20 protein-coding genes are annotated in these 16,887 nt (G+C 73.0%); all 20 read right to left on the bottom strand.

Annotation, left to right across the window (positions count from 1 at the left end):
• The 20 genes from fliP to flgB all read right to left on the bottom strand — a co-directional run bounded on the left by fliP (position 1) and on the right by flgB (position 16,474).
• On the bottom strand, positions 1-819 hold the full coding sequence (gene fliP / locus DQ239_RS10185) for a flagellar type III secretion system pore protein FliP (protein ID WP_113834282.1): 819 nt from the start codon (positions 817-819) through the stop codon (positions 1-3).
• Positions 816-1,313: a flagellar biosynthetic protein FliO gene (locus DQ239_RS10190; RefSeq protein ID WP_113834339.1), complete on the bottom strand. Its 498-nt coding sequence runs from the start codon at positions 1,311-1,313 to the stop codon at positions 816-818. The genes fliP and DQ239_RS10190 overlap by 4 nt, the downstream gene beginning before the upstream one ends.
• Positions 1,314-1,395: 82 nt before the next feature.
• Complete coding sequence (gene fliN / locus DQ239_RS10195; RefSeq protein ID WP_113834283.1) at positions 1,396-2,127, bottom strand: flagellar motor switch protein FliN; 732 nt, start codon at positions 2,125-2,127, stop codon at positions 1,396-1,398.
• Positions 2,124-3,107 (bottom strand): flagellar motor switch protein FliM, encoded by a 984-nt coding sequence (locus DQ239_RS10200; RefSeq protein ID WP_233489031.1) that lies wholly within the window; start codon positions 3,105-3,107, stop codon positions 2,124-2,126. The genes fliN and DQ239_RS10200 overlap by 4 nt, the downstream gene beginning before the upstream one ends.
• Before the next feature lie 200 nt (positions 3,108-3,307).
• The gene (locus DQ239_RS10205; protein WP_113834285.1) at positions 3,308-3,772 is read right to left on the bottom strand and encodes a flagellar basal body-associated FliL family protein; all 465 of its coding nucleotides are present in this window, start codon (positions 3,770-3,772) and stop codon (positions 3,308-3,310) included.
• Positions 3,769-4,731: a flagellar motor protein MotB gene (locus DQ239_RS10210; RefSeq protein WP_113834286.1), complete on the bottom strand. Its 963-nt coding sequence runs from the start codon at positions 4,729-4,731 to the stop codon at positions 3,769-3,771. Before DQ239_RS10210 ends, DQ239_RS10205 begins: the two co-directional genes overlap by 4 nt.
• Positions 4,728-5,498, bottom strand: coding sequence for a MotA/TolQ/ExbB proton channel family protein (locus DQ239_RS10215; RefSeq protein WP_113834287.1), 771 nt, complete (start codon positions 5,496-5,498; stop codon positions 4,728-4,730). The genes DQ239_RS10210 and DQ239_RS10215 overlap by 4 nt, the downstream gene beginning before the upstream one ends.
• A 3-nt stretch (positions 5,499-5,501) precedes the next feature.
• Entirely contained in the window at positions 5,502-5,780 is a 279-nt protein-coding gene (locus DQ239_RS10220) for a flagellar FlbD family protein (RefSeq protein WP_113834288.1), read from the bottom strand.
• Positions 5,781-5,947: 167 nt separating this feature from the next.
• Complete coding sequence (locus DQ239_RS10225) at positions 5,948-7,216, bottom strand: flagellar hook protein FlgE (protein ID WP_113834289.1); 1,269 nt, start codon at positions 7,214-7,216, stop codon at positions 5,948-5,950.
• 37 nt (positions 7,217-7,253) lie between these two features.
• On the bottom strand, positions 7,254-7,712 hold the full coding sequence (locus DQ239_RS10230) for a flagellar hook capping FlgD N-terminal domain-containing protein (protein WP_113834290.1): 459 nt from the start codon (positions 7,710-7,712) through the stop codon (positions 7,254-7,256).
• 15 nt (positions 7,713-7,727) lie between these two features.
• On the bottom strand, positions 7,728-9,119 hold the full coding sequence (locus DQ239_RS10235) for a flagellar hook-length control protein FliK (protein WP_147252070.1): 1,392 nt from the start codon (positions 9,117-9,119) through the stop codon (positions 7,728-7,730).
• On the bottom strand, positions 9,116-10,072 hold the full coding sequence (locus DQ239_RS10240) for an NlpC/P60 family protein (RefSeq protein WP_113834292.1): 957 nt from the start codon (positions 10,070-10,072) through the stop codon (positions 9,116-9,118). Before DQ239_RS10240 ends, DQ239_RS10235 begins: the two co-directional genes overlap by 4 nt.
• Entirely contained in the window at positions 10,060-10,512 is a 453-nt protein-coding gene (locus tag DQ239_RS10245) for a flagellar export protein FliJ (protein ID WP_113834293.1), read from the bottom strand. The genes DQ239_RS10240 and DQ239_RS10245 overlap by 13 nt, the downstream gene beginning before the upstream one ends.
• Positions 10,509-11,840, bottom strand: coding sequence for a FliI/YscN family ATPase (locus tag DQ239_RS10250; RefSeq protein WP_233489033.1), 1,332 nt, complete (start codon positions 11,838-11,840; stop codon positions 10,509-10,511). The genes DQ239_RS10245 and DQ239_RS10250 overlap by 4 nt, the downstream gene beginning before the upstream one ends.
• Positions 11,837-12,664: a FliH/SctL family protein gene (locus DQ239_RS10255; protein ID WP_113834294.1), complete on the bottom strand. Its 828-nt coding sequence runs from the start codon at positions 12,662-12,664 to the stop codon at positions 11,837-11,839. The genes DQ239_RS10250 and DQ239_RS10255 overlap by 4 nt, the downstream gene beginning before the upstream one ends.
• Entirely contained in the window at positions 12,648-13,727 is a 1,080-nt protein-coding gene (fliG, locus tag DQ239_RS10260; protein ID WP_113834295.1) for a flagellar motor switch protein FliG, read from the bottom strand. Before fliG ends, DQ239_RS10255 begins: the two co-directional genes overlap by 17 nt.
• Entirely contained in the window at positions 13,724-15,316 is a 1,593-nt protein-coding gene (gene fliF, locus DQ239_RS10265) for a flagellar basal-body MS-ring/collar protein FliF (protein ID WP_113834296.1), read from the bottom strand. Before fliF ends, fliG begins: the two co-directional genes overlap by 4 nt.
• The gene (gene fliE, locus DQ239_RS10270; RefSeq protein ID WP_233489035.1) at positions 15,316-15,720 is read right to left on the bottom strand and encodes a flagellar hook-basal body complex protein FliE; all 405 of its coding nucleotides are present in this window, start codon (positions 15,718-15,720) and stop codon (positions 15,316-15,318) included. Before fliE ends, fliF begins: the two co-directional genes overlap by 1 nt.
• Entirely contained in the window at positions 15,720-16,124 is a 405-nt protein-coding gene (gene flgC / locus DQ239_RS10275) for a flagellar basal body rod protein FlgC (protein ID WP_113834297.1), read from the bottom strand. The genes fliE and flgC overlap by 1 nt, the downstream gene beginning before the upstream one ends.
• Positions 16,125-16,126: 2 nt before the next feature.
• Positions 16,127-16,474: a flagellar basal body rod protein FlgB gene (gene flgB, locus DQ239_RS10280; RefSeq protein ID WP_113834298.1), complete on the bottom strand. Its 348-nt coding sequence runs from the start codon at positions 16,472-16,474 to the stop codon at positions 16,127-16,129.
• Positions 16,475-16,887 lie beyond the last annotated feature (413 nt).

A 16,887-nucleotide genomic window follows, 5' to 3' on the forward strand; every position in this document is an offset into this window, starting at 1 on the left:
TCAGCCACCCCCGTACGAGCCGACGAGCGCGGTGGTGATCAGCGACCAGCCGTCGACCACCACGAACAGCAGCAGCTTGAAGGGCAGCGAGACGATGGTCGGCGGGACCATCATCATGCCCATCGACATGAGCGAGGCGCTGATCAGCATGTCGAGCACCAGGAACGGGATGAAGATGACCAGCCCGATGATGAAGGCGCTCTTGAGCTCGGAGAGCACGAAGGCCGGGATCAGCGTGGTCATGCTGACCTCCTCGGCGTTCGCGGGCGCCTCCTCGCCGGAGAGGCCGATCATCAGCTTCAGCTCGTCCTCGCGGGTGTTGCCCAGCAGGAACTCGCGCAGCGGGACGACGCCGGCGTCGTAGGCCTGGGAGGTCGTGATCGCGCCGTCCATGTAGGGCTGCACCGCGACCTCGTTGATGTCGCCGAGGACCGGGCCCATCACGAACAGCGTGAGGAACAGCGCCAGGCCGGTGAGCACCTGGTTCGGCGGCGACGTCGGCAGCCCCAGCGCGTTCCGGGTGATGCCCAGGACGACGATGATCTTGGTGAAGGACGTGGCGAGCAGCAGCACCGACGGCGCCACCGACAGCACGGTGATCGCCAGGATGAGCGTGATCGAGGTGCTCGCGGACCCGCCGCCGATGGAGATGTCCACGCCGCCGTCGGCCCCGCCGATGCCGGGGACGACCGGCTCGGTGGGCGCCGTCGGGGCGGTGGGTGCGGCGGCGGCCGGGCCGGCCAGCAGGACGGCGGCGACGGCCGACAGCAGGGTCAGCAGCAGCACCACCGTCGCGCGCCGCCGGAGCAGGGAGGTCATGGCCGGCGGACCGTCCGCTCGCGCATCTGGTCGACGAGGGTGCCCCAGCCCTGGCGGTCCAGGACCGAGCCGGCGAGCGCGCCGCCGGAGGGGCGGACCCGCCGCGGGGCGCGGTCGAGCTCGTGGCGCGGCTCGAGGTCGTCGTGGTGCCGGCCCGCGGCGTCGTGGTGGCGCCCGAGGTCGTCGTGCTCCAGGTCGTCGTCGTACGTGGCGGCCGGCAGCTGCCGGGCCGGGGTCCGCTCGTGCAGCGCGTCGTCGACGCTGTCGGAGTCGAGCTCGGCGAGCAGGGTGACCTGCTCCTCGGTGGCGCCCACGACCAGGACGACGTCGGCGATCCGGACGACGTTGAGGGTGCTCGCGCGCCCCAGCCGGTGGCGGGCCACGACCTCGATCAGGCCGTTGCCCTGACCCAGGCCGCGCTTCTTGGCCAGCCGCGCCGCGAACAGCAGCACCCCGCCGATGAAGGCCAGCGACAGGATCAGCCGGATGATCATCCACGTCACGACGACACCTCGCTGGCGCTCGGCGACGTCGTGCCGAGACGTGCTCTGTTCATGGCGGAGCTCGCAAGCTCGCTCACGCTGTAGCCCCCAGCTCGGCGGCGTCGCTGACGATCTCGCTGATGCGCAGGCCGAAGTCCTCGTCGACGACGACGACCTCGCCGCGGGCGATGAGGGTGCCGTTGACCAGCAGGTCGGCCGGCGCGCTGGCGGCGCGGTCGAGCTCGACGACCTCGCCGGGGTGCAGCGAGAGCAGCTCCTGCACGGTCATCCGGGTCCGGCCGATCTCGACCGTGACCTCCATGGCCACGTGCCGCAGCAGCTCCAGGCTGCCGCCCTGGCCGCGGGCGGCGGGCAGGTTCACCTGCAGCGCGAAGGTGGCCTGGTGCTCGCCGTCGGCCATGAGGGGGACGGCGACGAACATGCCCTTGTCGCGCAGCCCGTCGAGGGCGGCGACCGGCTCCTCGAGCCGCTCGGACGCGACGCGGACCCGCCCGAGGGTGGCCGCGGCGGCCTCCAGGGCCGGGCGCAGCGCCGCGGCGACGTCCATCTTGCCGACGGGGGAGTTGCTCAGCGCCTCGACGACGTCGGCCGAGACGACCAGCACGACGTCGCCGGTGACCTCGCCGGACAGGCCGGCCGCGACGGCCGAGGCCGCACCCGGAGGCAGCGGGACGGTGTCGGGGTCGCTGACCGGTGCGCCGGCGACCAGCTGGGTCGTGGCGGGGACCAGGGTCGCGGCGGCGCGGGCCGCGGCGGCCACCACGGCGGTGACGGTCTGGGAGTCCTGGGAGCTGTCGGTGCTCATGCGGTGTCCTTCACGGCAGCGTGCGGGGTGGGAACGATCGAGGCGGCCAGTCGCCGGCGGTGGTTGCTGGCGATCGCGTAGGCGAACGTCACGTCGTTGGTGGTGACCTCGAGCGGGCTGTCGCGCGGGTGGCGCAGCAGGAGGACGTCGCCGACGGCGAGGGAGAGCAGGTCGGACGAGGACACCGTGAGCGGCGCGAACCGCACGCTGACGTCCACGGGCACCAGGTTGAGGCGGGCGGCCAGTGCCTCGGCCGCCTTCTTGCGCTTGAGCAGCGCGGACTCCGACAGCTGCGGGGAGGCCGCGTTGTTCAGCGCCTGGGCGAAGGAGGAGAAGGGCAGGACCAGCGTGGCGTCGCCCTCGCGGCTGCCCACGGCCATCGTGAAGTTCGCGACCATGACCGTGTCGGAGCCCGCGGCGGCCTGGGCCAGCTGCGGGTTGTACTCGAAGCCCGCCATCGCCGGCTGGAGCTGGGTGATGCCGGCGAACGAGGCGGCGAACTCGTGCAGCAGGCGCTCGAGCAGGTGGGTGGTGATGGAGGTCTCCATCGCCGTCATCGGCCGGGTGGGCTGTGCGGCCGCACCGGACCCGCCGAGCATGTGGTCGACGACCGCCATCGCGATGTCCAGCGGATAGGCGATCAGGCCCTTGCCGGCCAGCGGCTCGAGCGTGAACGTCGTGATGAAGACCGGGTCGGGCAGCGTCTGGACGTAGTCGTCGTAGGAGAACTGCTCGATGCTGCGCAGCTCCAGCCGGGCGCCGGTCCGCAGGAACGTGGTGAGGATCGTCGTCGCCTGGCGGGCGAAGGCCTCCTGCGCGATCTGCATGACCCGGACGTGCTCGCGGGAGAGCTTCGTGGGCCGGCGGAAGTCGTAGGTGCGGGGCTCGCCGCGGCGGCTACGGGTACCTCCGGCCGGTGCCGCCGCCGGGGCCTGGGCGCCGCCCGCGCGGGGGGCCGGGCCGGTCTCGGGGGTGGTCACGGAGACATTCATCGGCGGGGACTGCGGGCACCCTGACCGGGGATCCGGGGCCGGCCGACGGCGGACGGGAGAGCTGTGAACGGTAGTGCGGGCGGTGCGCGGGTGACCGGAGGGACGGTCGTGCGCGGTGCTCGGGGCCGCGCATCCGACAGCACCACCAGGGCAGGGCTGTCCACTTCTGCCCTGGCGGTGCCGCGGGGTTACTGCGTGACGTACTCGGTGTAGTAGATGCCCATCACGTAGGGCACCTCGTGCTCGGTGTACGCCTCGATGATCTTCTGCTCCAGCGCTTCCTTGAGGACCTCGCGCGCACCGATCACGTCGGCCGGCTTGGCCTGCGAGAACGTGGAGATGATCGCGTCGTAGGCCTTGGCGCCGTCGACACCGCCGCCGCCGTGGCCACCACCCGCGGCGGCCAGCGTGTAGTCCAGGGTGATGCCGATCTTCAGGTAGCCACCGCCGGCCAGGTTGACCGCGATGGGCTCCAGCGCGGTGTAGCCGCCGTGCTCCGGCGCCGCCGCCTCGGCCTCGCCGCCGGAGAACACGAAGAAGTACGCCGCCCCGGCGATCGCCAGCACGGCCACGCCGATGATGAGGAAGAGCTTCTTCTTGCCCTTCGGGGCGTCCTCGTCGGTCTCGGCCGACGTGTCCTTGTCCTTGCTCATGAGTGACCCTCCTCGTGCGTGGTGTCCTGGGTGGCGGCGCCGGCGGGTGCCGCGTCGGCCGGCGGGGTGCCGGTGGTGGCGGAGTCGATGCCCGGCAGCAGCGCGTTGGCCTCCGCCGAGGCGGTCGAGAGGACGACGACGTCGACGCGGCGGTTGACGGTGATCGCCGCGGGGTCGGAGATGGGCACCAGCGGCTTCGTGGACGAGTAGCCGGCAGCGGACATCCGGTCCTCGGGCACGCCGTCGGAGCTCAGGTACCGCAGCACCGTGCTCGCCCGCCAGCCCGACAGCTCCCAGTTCGACGGCCACCGGCCGCCGCGGGTGACGGGCAGGTGGTTGGCGTGGCCCTCCACCCGCATCACGTTGGGCAGCCCGGTCAGCGTGGGGGCGACCGCGGAGAGGATCGCCCTGCCCTCGGGCCGCAGCACCGCCTCCTCGGCGTCGAAGAGCACGGCGTCGGCGACGATGTGCACCACCAGGCCGCGCTCGTCGATCTCGAACCGCGCGGCGTCGGGGTAGCCGGCCTCGGCCAGCGCGGCCGCCAGCTGGTCGCGGGCCGCGGCGAGCTCGTCGTAGGCGCCCTGCGCCTCGTTGGCCACCCGCTGGGCGCGCTCGGCGGCCGCGGTGGCGGCCGCCTGGTCGACCTCGGCCTCGGACACGGTCGGGTCCGAGGGGATGGCCGAGGCGATGTCGACGGCGCCGGGCAGGCCGTCGAGGACCGATCCCTCGGGGGTGGGCCCGGGGCTGACGGTGATGGGCCCGCCGAAGCTCTCGGCGAGACCCTTGGCCAGGGCGGCGAACTTCTGCTCGTCCACCTTGCTCATCGCGAAGAGCACGACGAACAGCACGAAGAGCAGCGTCATCATGTCGAACGCGGAGACCAGCCACCGTTCGTGGTTCTCGTGCTCCTCGTGCTCCTCGTGCTTCTTCCGCCGGCCGCCGCCGTGGCCGGCACTCACGCTGCTTCCTTGGCCAGCTCGCTCGGCGGGATGAGTGCGTTGAGCTTCTGGCGGACCGCGCGCGGGCTGGTGCCCGCCTGGATCTCGGCGATGCCCTCGACGAGCAGCTCCATCTGGGCGGCCTGCAGCTCGCTGACCCGGAGGATCTTGGCGCCCATCGGCAGGAACCAGAAGTTGGCGGCCATGACGCCCCACAGGGTGGCGATGAACGCCGCGGAGACCATCGGGCCGAGCAGGTCAGGGTTCTGCAGGTTGGCCATCACGTTCATCAGGCCGACGATGCAGCCGAGGATGCCGATGGTCGGCGCGTAGCCGCCCATGGCGTTCATGAACTTGGCGGCGACCTTGTCCTCGGCCTTCTTGGCCGAGATCTCGCTCTCCAGGACGGTCCGCAGCTCCTCGGGGTCGGTGCCGTCGATGCCCATCTGCAGGCCGCGCTTGAGGAACGGGTCCTCGATGGCCTTCACCTGGGCCTCCAGCGCCAGCAGGCCCTCCTTGCGGGCCTTCTCGGCGAGGCTCACCAGCGTCTGGATCTGCTCGGTGGGCGCCGGGACCTTGCTCGGGATCAGGGCCATCTTGAACCAGGCGGGCATCTTCTTGAGGTCGGCCATCGTCTGGCTGGCGATGGCCGCACCGAAGGTCGCGATGACGACGAGGACGATCGCCGGCAGGAAGATCAGCGCCCCCGGGGAGACGCCCTCGAGGGTCATGAAGACGAACAGGGCGACGACGGAGACGCCGAAGCCCAGCAGGGTCACCGGATCCATCGGTCAGCGCTCCTCGCTGCCCGGGAAGGGCACGACGGAGGAGACGCCGGCCAGCTCGGGCCGGTCGGGGCGGTACTCGCCGCGGTCCATCTCGTAGGAGGTCGCGAGGATCCCCGCGCGGTACTCGAGGATCTCCCGGATCACCTCGTCCACGGTCTCCTTGACGACGTACCGGGTGCCGTCCGCGAGGAACACGACGGTGTCGGGGTGAGCCTCGACCCGCTCGATGAGGTCGGGGTTGAGCGCGAACTGCTCCCCGTTCAGGCGGGTCACTCGGATCACGGGACGGTCCTCTTGCTCGGTGGGGCTGGGATGGGGTGGGCGGGAGGGGGAAGGAAGGGCGGGGAAACGTCACGGTCACCATCGGCCCGGGACGGCGGGTCCTTGAGCCGAGGACCGACCGGCCCGTAGCAGGACGGGGGTCCTGCCACGGGCCGGGGCGTCAGCTATCAGCGCTTGAGGTTGACCAGGTCCTGCAGGAGCTCGTCGGAGGCCGTGATCACGCGGCTGTTGGCCTGGAACCCGCGCTGGGCGACGATCAGGCTGGTGAACTCCTCGGAGAGGTCGACGTTCGACATCTCGAGGGCGCCGGAGGAGAGGATGCCGCGGCCGCCGACGCCGGCGACCCCGACCATCGCCTCACCGGAGTTCTGCCCCACGCGGAACGAGGAGTTGCCCGCCTTCTCCAGGCCGCTCGGGTTGTTGAACGACGCCATCGACAGCTGGCCCAGGTCCTGCCGCAGCCCGTTGGAGTAGGTGCCGGTGATGGTGCCGTCGTTGGAGAGCTCGAAGCCCTGCAGCGAGCCCTGCGCGTACCCGTCGACGTCGGTCGGGACGACCTCGCTCTTGCCGCCGAACTGGGTCAGCTCCCCGAGGTCGATGGTCACCGGGTCGGGCCAGGCCACCGCGCCGGGCGCGAAGCGGATCTGGCCGGCCGGGGCGGTCATCGCGCCGTCCACGGGGTCGAACCGCACGATGCCGTCGAAGGGGGTGCCGTCGGCGTTGCTCAGCGCGAGAGCCGGCGCCGGCGTCGCGGGGTCGTTGTCGTCGTCGCCGTTGTTGACGACCAGCTCCCACTCGTTCTCGGCCACCTTGGTGAAGGTGTAGGTCACCTGCTGCGCCACGCCCAGCTGGTCGAACATGCGCACCGGGGTCTGGACGAACGCGCCGATGGCGGCCGCGGAGTTCAGGTTGCCGCCCAGCGCGGAGCTGCCGGTGGGCTCGGGGGGCACGGTCGCGCCGTAGGGGACGAAGAGGTCCTCGATCGGCCCGTTCGCGTTGATGGCGCCGGTCGCGTCGGCCCGCCACCCCTGGAGGATGCTGCCGTCCGGGGTGGTCAGCCGGCCGTTGGCGTCGAAGTCGAAGGAGCCGGCGCGGGTGTAGAGCTGCTCGCCGCCGGGGCCGCGGGTCACGAAGAAGCCGTCGCCCTCGATCATGAAGTCGGTCGAGCGGCCGGTGGACTGGGCGGCGCCGTTGGTCCAGTTGGTGGTGATGGCGGCGAGCTTGACGCCCAGGCCGATCTGGGCCGGGTTCGTGCCACCGCGCTCGGCGGCGGGGGCGCCACCGGCGCGCACGACCTGCGAGAGCGTGTCCTGGAAGACGGTGGAACTGCTCTTGTAGCCGACGGTGTTGACGTTGGCGATGTTGTTGCCGGTGACGTCCATCTTCGCCTGGTGGGCCTTGAGGCCGGAGATGGCGGAGAACATGGAGCGGAGCATGCGGAGGATCTCCTCGGGTGTCGGGGCGGGGCGGTGATCAGGACGCCGCGGAGGAGCTCGTCCGTGAGCTCGGCGTGGGGGTGGAGAGGGCGGTGATCCGGCCGACCTGGACCTCCTTGCCGTCGACGACGGCGACGGCCTCGGTCTTGCCGGAGGCGAGGCGGACGGAGGAGACGAGGCCGCTGACGCTGGCCCCGGTGGCGTCGGTGTAGGTGACCGTGCGGCCGACCATCGCGCCGGCGGCCGCGTGCTCCTGGAGCACCAGCGCGGTGGCGCTCTGGGTGGCGAGCTGCTCGAGCTTCTCCACCTGCGTGAACGTCGCCGTCTGCGCGATCATCTGCGAGCTGTCGACCGGCTTGGAGGGGTCCTGGTAGCGCATCTGGGCGACCAGGAGCTTGAGGAACGTGTCCTTGCCCATCTGGCCCTTGCGTTCGACCTGCTGGGTTGCGGTGTACGTGGCGATGCCGCCCTGGGTGCCGCCGACGGGGTCCGTCATGGGTGGGTCTCCTGTTCAGACACGGACGTCGACGCCCGACGACGCCGAGCCGGTGGTCGGGACGGTCCTGGTCTCTCCGCTATCGGCAGTGCGCAGCCAGGGTCGTGACCGTCCGTCGGCCGGGGCCTGCTGGCCGGGGCGGTCGCCGAAGCCCTGCTGGGCCTGCTGGCCGGCGGCGTGCCGGTCGAGCCACGACCCGCCGCTGTCCTCGGTCACCTCGAGCGTCGAGGTGGTCAGGCCCGCGGACTCCAGGTCGCGGCGCAGGTCGGGCAGCGCGTCGAGCAGCGCGGCGCGGCCCTGCTCGTGCGCCCCGCGGAGGACCAGGTCGACGGTGCCCTGGGTGACGGTCACCGAGACCTCCACCGGGCCCAGCGTCTCCGGGGTGAGGACCAGGGTCATGGTGTGCGAGCCGTCTGGCGCACCCCGCAGCACGGCCACCTGCCGGGCGACCTGGGTGGCCACGGGCTGGCTCGCCGCGGCACCGGTCGCGCCCTCGGCATCCCGGGTCGCGGCCGTCGAGGTGGGCGCCGGGCCGGAGACCGCGCCCGTGACCGGCTCGGCCGAGCCGTCGCCGGCCGGCGCACCGCCGGCGTCCTGGCCCGCCGCCCCGGTGTCGGCAGCGCCGGCGCCGGCGACCGGCAGGTCGGCGGCCGGCAGGTCTGCGCCCGGTACCGGGGCGGGGGAGGCCACGTCGTCGGTCGCGGGCCCCGGTGCCGGAGCCGTGACCGTGGCGTCCGCGAGTCCGGCCGGCGTCGCTGCCGGAAGCGCCTCCGCCACGACGACGGTGGAGCCGAGGGCTGCGAGGACGCCGGACGACGCGAGGGCCGGTCCGGCCCCCGTCGCCGGTGTTGCCGGCGCAGCGGGTGCGGCGCCGTCGGGGGCGGTGACCACGTCGAGGAGCGGTCCGCCCGGGACCGTCGGTGCGCTGCCGCCCGGGAGGACGGCGGGGGTTCCCGTCCCGGTGGCGGGTGCGGCCGAGGACGTGGCGGCCGGGTCGGGGAGGGCCGGCACGGGACCCGCCGCAGCGGCCACCGGTCCGGTCCCGCCGGCGACGCCGGTGAGAGCCGGGACGGTCGTGTCGGTGGCGGCGGCACCGGCGTCGACGGGCGAGCCCGGAGCCTGCGTCGTCCCGAGGGCGAAGGCGAACAGGGCGGCGCCGAGGTCGACGAGCGGGGGAGCGGCGGCGACCGCGCCCTCCACCGGCACCGCGGCGGCAGCCGGCGAGCCGGGGTCCTGCGACTGCCCCTCGTCCGCTGCGTCGTCGTCGACCTGGCCGCGGCTCTCGGAGAGGGCGCCGTCCAGCGCGGAGGCGAAGGGTGCGGCGCTCTCGGCACCTCCGGCGTCCGGGCTCCCCCCGGTCGAGGGCGTGCGGACCGCGGGTGCGGCCGGCGTCACGGGTGCAGTCATCGGTAGCCCTCCGCCTTGCTCATGACGTTGCGGACGTAGTTCTGGGTCTCGGCGTAGGGCGGGATGCCGCCGTAGCGGCTCACCGTCCCCGGGCCGGCGTTGTAGGCCGCCAGCGCGAGCTCGGTGGAACCGAACTGGCCGGTCAGCTGCTTGAGGTAGCGGGCGGCGCCGTCGACGGCCGAGGCCGGGTCGAGGGCGTCGACCCCCAGCCCCTGGGCCGTGGCCGGCATGAACTGCATGAGGCCCTGGGCGCCGGCGGAGGAGACCGCGCCGGCGTCGAAGTTCGACTCCACGGAGGCGACGGCGGCCAGCAGCGAGGCGTCGACCCCGTGCCGGCCGGCGGCGCTGGTGAACAGGTTCGCGTAGGGGACCCCCGCGACGCTGCCGCCCCCCGACGTCGTGGCCGTGGTGGCCGGCGCCGCCTGCGGCAGGACCCGCCGGATGGAGGTGGGGTTGCCGACGTCCTGCACCTTGACCACCTCGCCGGCCTGCGGGGCGGCGATCATCTTGCCGTCGCCGACGTAGATGCCGACGTGGTCGATGCCGGCCCGCGACGAGGAGTTGTCGAAGAAGACCAGGTCGCCGGGGCGGGCGTCGGCGAGCGAGGCCACCGCGGTGCCGCTGGTGGCCTGCTGCGAGGAGGTGCGCGGCAGGTCGATGCCCAGGTTGCCGTAGACGGTCTGCACCAGGCCGGAGCAGTCCAGCCCCTTCGACGGGTCGGTGCCGCCCCACAGGTAGGGGACGCCGAGGTACTTGGTCGCCTCCGCGACCACCGCCGTCTCCGACGCCGTCCCGGCCGCGGCCACGGTCGAGCCGACGGAGGTCGACGAGGTGCCGGTGAGCCCGGCGGCGGCCGCCGCCGACGCCCACCCGCGGGAGGTCGTCTGCACCTGCGGGGTGAAGCGGGTCTGGATCTCGCTGATCCGGGCCTGCACCGCGGTCAGTCCGTCCACGGGAGCTCCTCCTCGGTGGTCGCCCGGCCGGCGCGGCCGGTGACCAGGTCGTCGGCCGCGCGCTCCTCGGCGGCTGCCTCGGCGTGCTGCTGGGCCTCGCGGTGGCGCTCGCGCAGCCGTTCCAGCGCCTTGGTGCGCTGCGCGGCCGCCGTCCACTGCGCGCGGACCGCCTCGGCCTGCTCGGCCGCGGCGACGGCGGCGGCGCGGGCGTCGGAGGCGTCGGACGCGGCGAAGCGCAGCACCGTCATGGCGGCCAGGAAGTCGCCCGCGGGGAGCGAGCGGGGCAGCGAGGCCGAGGCCAGCGCCGTCTCGTGGTCGGACGCGCGCCGGGCCGCGTCCGACGCCGCAGCGGCGGCACGGGCCGAGGCGACGGCCGCGGCACGCTCCTGGGTGCGGCGCAGCTCGAGGACCGGCTGCAGCCGGAAGGCGGCCTTCTTCACGAGCGCACGATCCGCTGCAGCCACGCCCACGCCTCGGGCGTCGGCGTCGACTCACCCATCGGCTGCTGCAGGAACGCCTCGATCTGCGGGGCGAGGTCGCGGGCCCGGTCGACCAGCGGGTCGCTGCCGGGCTGGTAGGCGCCGATCTCGACGAGCTCCTTGACGTCGCGCAGCGCGCCCATCATCCGGCGGATCTCGCGGGCGTCGGCCATCTGCGCCGGGGGGACGACGGCGCTCGCGACGCGGGAGATCGACTCGAGCACGTCGATGGCCGGGAAGTGCCCCACGGTCGCGAGCTTCCGGGTGAGGACGATGTGCCCGTCGAGGATCGAGCGGGCGGTGTCGGCGATCGGCTCGTTGTGGTCGTCGCCCTCGACCAGCACGGTGTAGAGCCCGGTGATGGAGCCGACGGAGCCCGTGCCGGCCTTCTCCAGCAGCTGCGGCATCATCGCGAACACGCTCGGCGGGTAGCCGCGGGTGGCCGGCGGTTCGCCCGCGGAGAGCCCGACCTCCCGCTGGGCCATGGCGGTGCGGGTGATCGAGTCCATGAGCAGCAGGACGTCGCGGCCCTGGTCGCGGAAGGCCTCGGCGATGCGGGTGGCCACGAAGGCGGCCTTGAGCCGGACCAGCGGCGGCTCGTCGGACGTGGCGACGACGACGACGGTGCGCGCCATGCCCTCGGCGCCCAGGTTCTCCTCGAGGAACTCCCGGACCTCGCGACCACGCTCGCCGATCAGCCCGATAACGCGGACGTCGGCGTCGGTGCCCCGGGTGATCTGGGCGAGCAGGCTGGACTTGCCGACGCCGGAGCCGGCGAAGATGCCGAGGCGCTGCCCCTTGCCGCAGGGGACCAGGGTGTCCAGCGCGCGCACGCCGAAGGTGAGCGGCTCCTCCACGCGGGTGCGGGACAGCGCGTGCGGCGTCTCGCTGGCGAGGTCGACCCAGGAGACCCGCGCGGCCAGCGGCGGTCCGCCGTCGACCGGCCGGCCGAGCCCGTCCAGGACGCGGCCCAGCAGCGCCTCGCCGACGGGCACCTGGAGCGGCATGCCGGTGGCCCGGACCGGCGCCCCCGCGTGGACCCCGGACAGCGTGCCCAGCGGCATGCAGGTGAGTCGGTCGCGCCCGACGGCCACGACCTCGGCCAGCAACGGCCGCGTGGCCGGGTTGATCTCGACCAGGTCGCCGACCGCGGCACTGATGCCGTCGACGGAGAGCGTCAGGCCCATCGCGCCGGTGACCACCCCGGTGACCTGGGGGGCGGCGGCGTTCCGGGCCCGGGTGAGGAGGGAGAGGGGGAGGGCGGGTCGGGTCGGCACGGCTGCGCTCACGCGGACAGCACCGCCTGGACGCGCTCGAGCGCGGAGACGAGCTGGGCGTCGATGCGGCGGGAGCCGGTCTCGGCGATCGCGCCGGCCCGCTCGACCGCGGGGTCGCCGACCACGCGCACCGAGTCGGGGAGCCCGGCCAGCGCGTCGACCGGGATCTCGGCCAGGTCGTCGGGGTGCACGCGCACGAGGGCGGGGGCATCGGCCGGGCAGAGGGTCAGCGCGCGGCGTACGGCGTCCAGGACGGGCGAGTCGGCCAGGGCCAGTTCCCGCCCGAGCAGGTCCTCGAGCAGGGTGAGCACCGAGCCGATGACGGTCTCGCGGACGTCCTCCGCCGTCGGCAGCTCGGCCTCCTCGAGGCGTGCGGCGGCCGCGCCGAGGGCGGCGGTGGCCGAGGCGATCCGCCGTTCCCAGCGCTGCTGTGCCTCGGCCATGCGCTCGGTGGCGGCCCGCTCGGCCTCCGCGACCACGGCGGCGGCGGCGGCCATGCCCTCGGTCCGCCCGGAGGCGAAACCCTCGGCGTGCGCCTGCGCGCGCAGCCGGTCCAGCTCCTCGGCGTAGACCTCGCCGAGCCGGAAGCTGGGGCGGCCGCCGGCGACGGGCTGGTCCTCCGCGCGGCGGACCGTCGTCCGGCGCTCGATCGGCGAGGGCTCGGGGCGCGGCGCGGGGACCTCTGCGTCGCCGAGCCGGCGGTACGGGCGGGCGCTGCTGGCGGCGCCGCCCCGCAGCACGGCGCCCTCGCGGGCCGCCCGCGGGGCCGGCGCTGCGCCGGCGTCCGCGCTGCGCAGCACGACGGGCAGCGAACCCCGCTCAGGCGACGAACTCATCGTCCCCGCCGCGCTGGATGGTCAGCACGCCCTGCTCCTCGAGCGTCCGGATGACACCGACGACCTTGGCCTGGGCCTCCTCGACGGTGCGCGTGCGCACCGGGCCGAGCAGCTCGATCTCCTCGGAGAGGTTCTCGGCGGCGCGCTCGGAGAGGTTGCGCTGGATCTTGTCGCGGACGTCGGGCCGCACGCCCTTGAGCGCGGTGGCCAGGTCGTTGGCCTCGACCTCGCGCAGCACCAGCTGCAGGGACCGGTCGTCGATGGTGACGATGTCCTCGAAGACGAACATCTGGGACCGGACCTGGTCGGCCAGCTCGGGGTCGGTGCTGTCCAGCCACTCGAGGATGGAGCGCTCGGTCGGCCGCGGGGAGCGGTTGATGATCTCCACGAGGGCCTCGACGCCACCGGCGGTGCTCATGTCCTGGTGGGCCAGGATCGAGCCCATCCGGCGGCCCAGCTCCTCCTCGACCAGCCGGACCATCTCCGGGGAGGTGCGGTCCATCGTGGCGATGCGGTGCGCGACCTCGGCCTGCTGCTCGGGCGCGAAGCCCGAGAGGACCTCGGCCGACTGGGCGGCCGGCAGGTGGGCGAGCACCAGCGCGATGATCTGCGCGTGCTCGTCCTTGAGGAACGTGACGAGCTGCCGCACGTCCGCGTTGCGCAGGGAGGCGAACGGCACCTCGGTGTAGACGACGTTGAGGCGGGACAGGATGTCGCCGGCCTTGTCCTCGCCCAGGCCCGCGGCGAGGATCTCGCGGGCGAAGTCGACGCCGCCCCGGCCGACGAAGTGCTGCGCCGTCATCAGGCCGTGGAACTCGCTCATCACCTCGTCGACGTCCTCGATCTCGACCGAGCCCAGGCGCATCAGCTCCCGGGTCAGCGACTCGACCTCGCGCGGCCGGAGCTGGGCCAGCAGGACGCCGGCCTCCTCCTTGCTCATCTGGGCCAGGAAGACCGCGGCCTTGCGGAGGCCCGGCAGCTCGGGTCGTGCGGGAGCCGGCGGGACGGCGGGAAGGTTCGCCCCGCCCGCAGCCAGCAACTGGTCCATGCCCGCCAGCGTCATGCCTTGTTCTCCGTCAACCAGCCGCGGAGCATCGCCGCGACCTCGTCAGGGCGTTCGTTGACCATCGTGGAGATCTCGCTCCGCACCTTCAGCCGCTCGGCGGCCTCGAGCTCGGCCGCCGCGTTGTCGACGGGCACCTCGCGGGTGCTCGCGATCCGGATGCGGTCGAGCTCGGCGATCATGTCGTCGGAGAGCTCGAGCGGCTCGTAGTCCTCCTCGGGCTCGGTGCGCTTGCGAGAGCGCAGCCAGACCACGAGGACGACCAGCGCGATGCCGGCCGCGATGCCACCGGTGCGGATCATCGACCACATCGCCTCGCTGGCCTCGGCGTCGCGGGCGGCCTCCATCTGCGCGGCGGCCTGGTCGGCGGCCGTGGTGTCGAAGGGCATGGCGGCCACGGTGATCGCGTCGCCGCGGGCGGCGTCCAGCCCGACGGCGTCCTCGACCAGGGCCTGGATCTGGGCCTGCGGCAGGTCGCCCGCCACGGCCTGGTCCATGACCACGGAGACGGTCAGCCGGTTGAGGCCGCCGGGCGCGGCCTGCGTGACCTCGGTGGTCTCGCCGACGGCGTTGTTCGCGGTCGTCGACTCCTTGGTGTAGTTGGAGTCGCCCCCGCCGGTGGTGCCGCCCGCGTCGGGCATGTTCTCCGGGCCGAGGACCCCGCCGACGACGCCGCCTCCGCCGCCGGTGTAGTTCTCGACGTCCCGCTGCTCGGACACCGGCGGGGTGCCCTCGTCGTAGGTGTAGGTCTTCGAGGTGGTGTCGCGCTTGTCCAGGTCGACGTCGGCCCGGACGGACACGACCGCCTTGTTGGGGCCGAGCACCGAGTCGAGGATCTTCTGCGCGTTGGCGGCCAGGCGGTTCTGGTAGTCCATCTCGACCTGGGAACGGGCGTCACCGGCGGCGGCGCTGATCCCGCTGCCGGGGGAGGAGAGGACCTGACCGGAGGTGTCGGTGACGGTCACCTGCTCCGGGGACATCTTCTCCACGCTGGAGGAGACCAGGTTCGTCACGGCCTGGATCTGCTCGCCGGAGAGCTGGGTGCCGGCGGCGAGGTCGAGCAGCACCGAGGCGGTGGGCTCGGCCTGCTCGGTCACGAAGACCTCGTCCTTGGGCAGCGCGACGCTCACGATGGCCTCGTTGACGCCGTCCAGGGCCTCGAGGGTCTTCGACAGCTCGCCCTCCAGGGCGCGCTTGTAGGTGACCTCCTGCTGGAACTCGCTGGTCGTGATGCCCTGCTCGTCGAGCAGCGTGTAGCCGGTGTCCTGGCCGGCGGGCAGGCCCTGCCCGCTCATCTGCAGGCGCAGGTCGTAGACCGCGTCCTTGGCCACCATGATGGTTCCGCCGCCGTCAACAACCTCGTTCTCGACGCCCTGGGCGTTGAGCTCCTCGACGATCGCGGCGGCGTCGCTCGTGGCCAGGTTGGAGAAGAGGGGCGCCTGGGTGGGCGCGGTGATCCACTTCGAGAAGAAGAACCCGCCGAGGAGCAGCCCGGCGAGCAGCAGGCCGATGACGACCTTCTGCCCCAGGCTGATCGTGGCGAACGCGGAGCGGGCACGCTCCAGCGTCCCGGCGAGTGCCTTGTTCATCAGATGGGCATCCTCATGATCTCGTTGAAGGCGCTGACGGCGGCGTTCTTGATGCCGACCACCATCTCGGTCGCCAGGGACGCCTCATTCCTGGCGATCATGTAGTCGTGCACGTCCTTGAGGTCGCCCGTGGCGGCCTGGGCGGCCAGCCCGTCGGACTTCGCCTGGGTGGCGGCCAGCTGGTCGAAGGACGACGCGAGGATGCCGGCGAAGCCGCTGCTGTCGGAGACCGCACCGGGCGCGGACGTCGACGACACCCCGGTGAGGGCGGGCACCGAGGCGCCCATCGTCAGACCGGTCGGGTTGTCGACCAGGTCGGTCGAGTTCCGGGCGGCGATCCCACCGGAACCGGTGGGCGCGACGAAGGAGGGGATGCCGGCGATGCCGCCGATGGCGCTGGTCATCAGCCCTTCCCGAGCTGGATGGCGGCCTGGTACATGCTCGTCGCGCGCTCGACCACGGCCAGGTTCGCCTGGTAGCCGCGCTGCGCCATCATCAGTTGGGACATCTGGTCTCCCAGGTCGATGTCGGGGTAGCGGACGTAGCCCTCGTCGTTGGCGAGCGGGTGCTCGGGCTCGTAGACGAGGCGGCCCTCGGGGTTGCCGCCGAAGGCGGCCTGGGCGACGCGCACACCGCCGCCGGAGCCGTAGTCCACCGCCTGCGCGACGACCAGCCGCTCGCGGAACGGGTCCTGGTCGGCGGGGTTGACCGTGTTGATGTTGGCGATGTTGTCCGAGACGGCGTCCAGCCACTTCCGGTGCGTCATCAGCCCGGAGCCGGAGATGCCGAAGGTGTCGAAGATGGCCATCTTCAGTTCGTCCTGAGCGCGGTGCGGATGGAGTTGTACTTGCCGTCCAGCGCGTTCAGGGCCAGCTGGTAGCGCAGGCCGGTCTCGGTGGCGATGAGGGTCTCCGCATCCAGGTTGACGTTGTTGCCGTTGGTGTTCGTCGGCTCCATCGAGCGGGCGGTGGTACCGCCGTTGATCTGCGGCGTCTCGCCGTTGCGCAGGGAGGCCGCGAGGGAGGACTCGAAGTCCACCCGGCCGGCGAGGAAGCCCGGGGTGTTGATGTTGGCGATGTTGTCGGCGGTGACCCGCTGCCGCTGGGCCAGACCCGAGAGGCTGGCGTGCAGCGCGGCGGGGGTGATCTCGCCGATCATCGATCGGGGAGAACGGACGAGCGGGACACGATCGACCTCCGGGGTCGGCGGAAGGAGCACTCGTGGAACGAGTGCGTGGTCCGCCGATCCGTGGCGAAGGGGCGTGCTCTCCGTGCTCCTGCCTCATCGGCAGCGCCGGTCCTCCGGCTGACCGTCGGCTGGTCCCCGAGGGGTCCCTGTGGCCGGGAGGGGGAGCCGTGGCGGGTGTGACTGGCGGTGACCTCGCCGTGTCCTGCGCCGGCGGGGACGCGCGAGTTGGCAACTTCTCCGCTTTTCCGCGGAAAAGCGGCTCTTCGTACCTGCGGTGGGTGTGAGGGACTCGCGCGTGGGAGCTGAGGCCGGGAACGGGTCGAGGCCTTCCAAGATCGGAAGCGACCAAGCTGCCCGACCGGAAGGCCTCGACGGTGTCCGAG

This window comes from Blastococcus sp. TF02-09 (genome assembly GCF_003319105.1).
Lineage (GTDB): Bacteria > Actinomycetota > Actinomycetes > Mycobacteriales > Geodermatophilaceae > Blastococcus.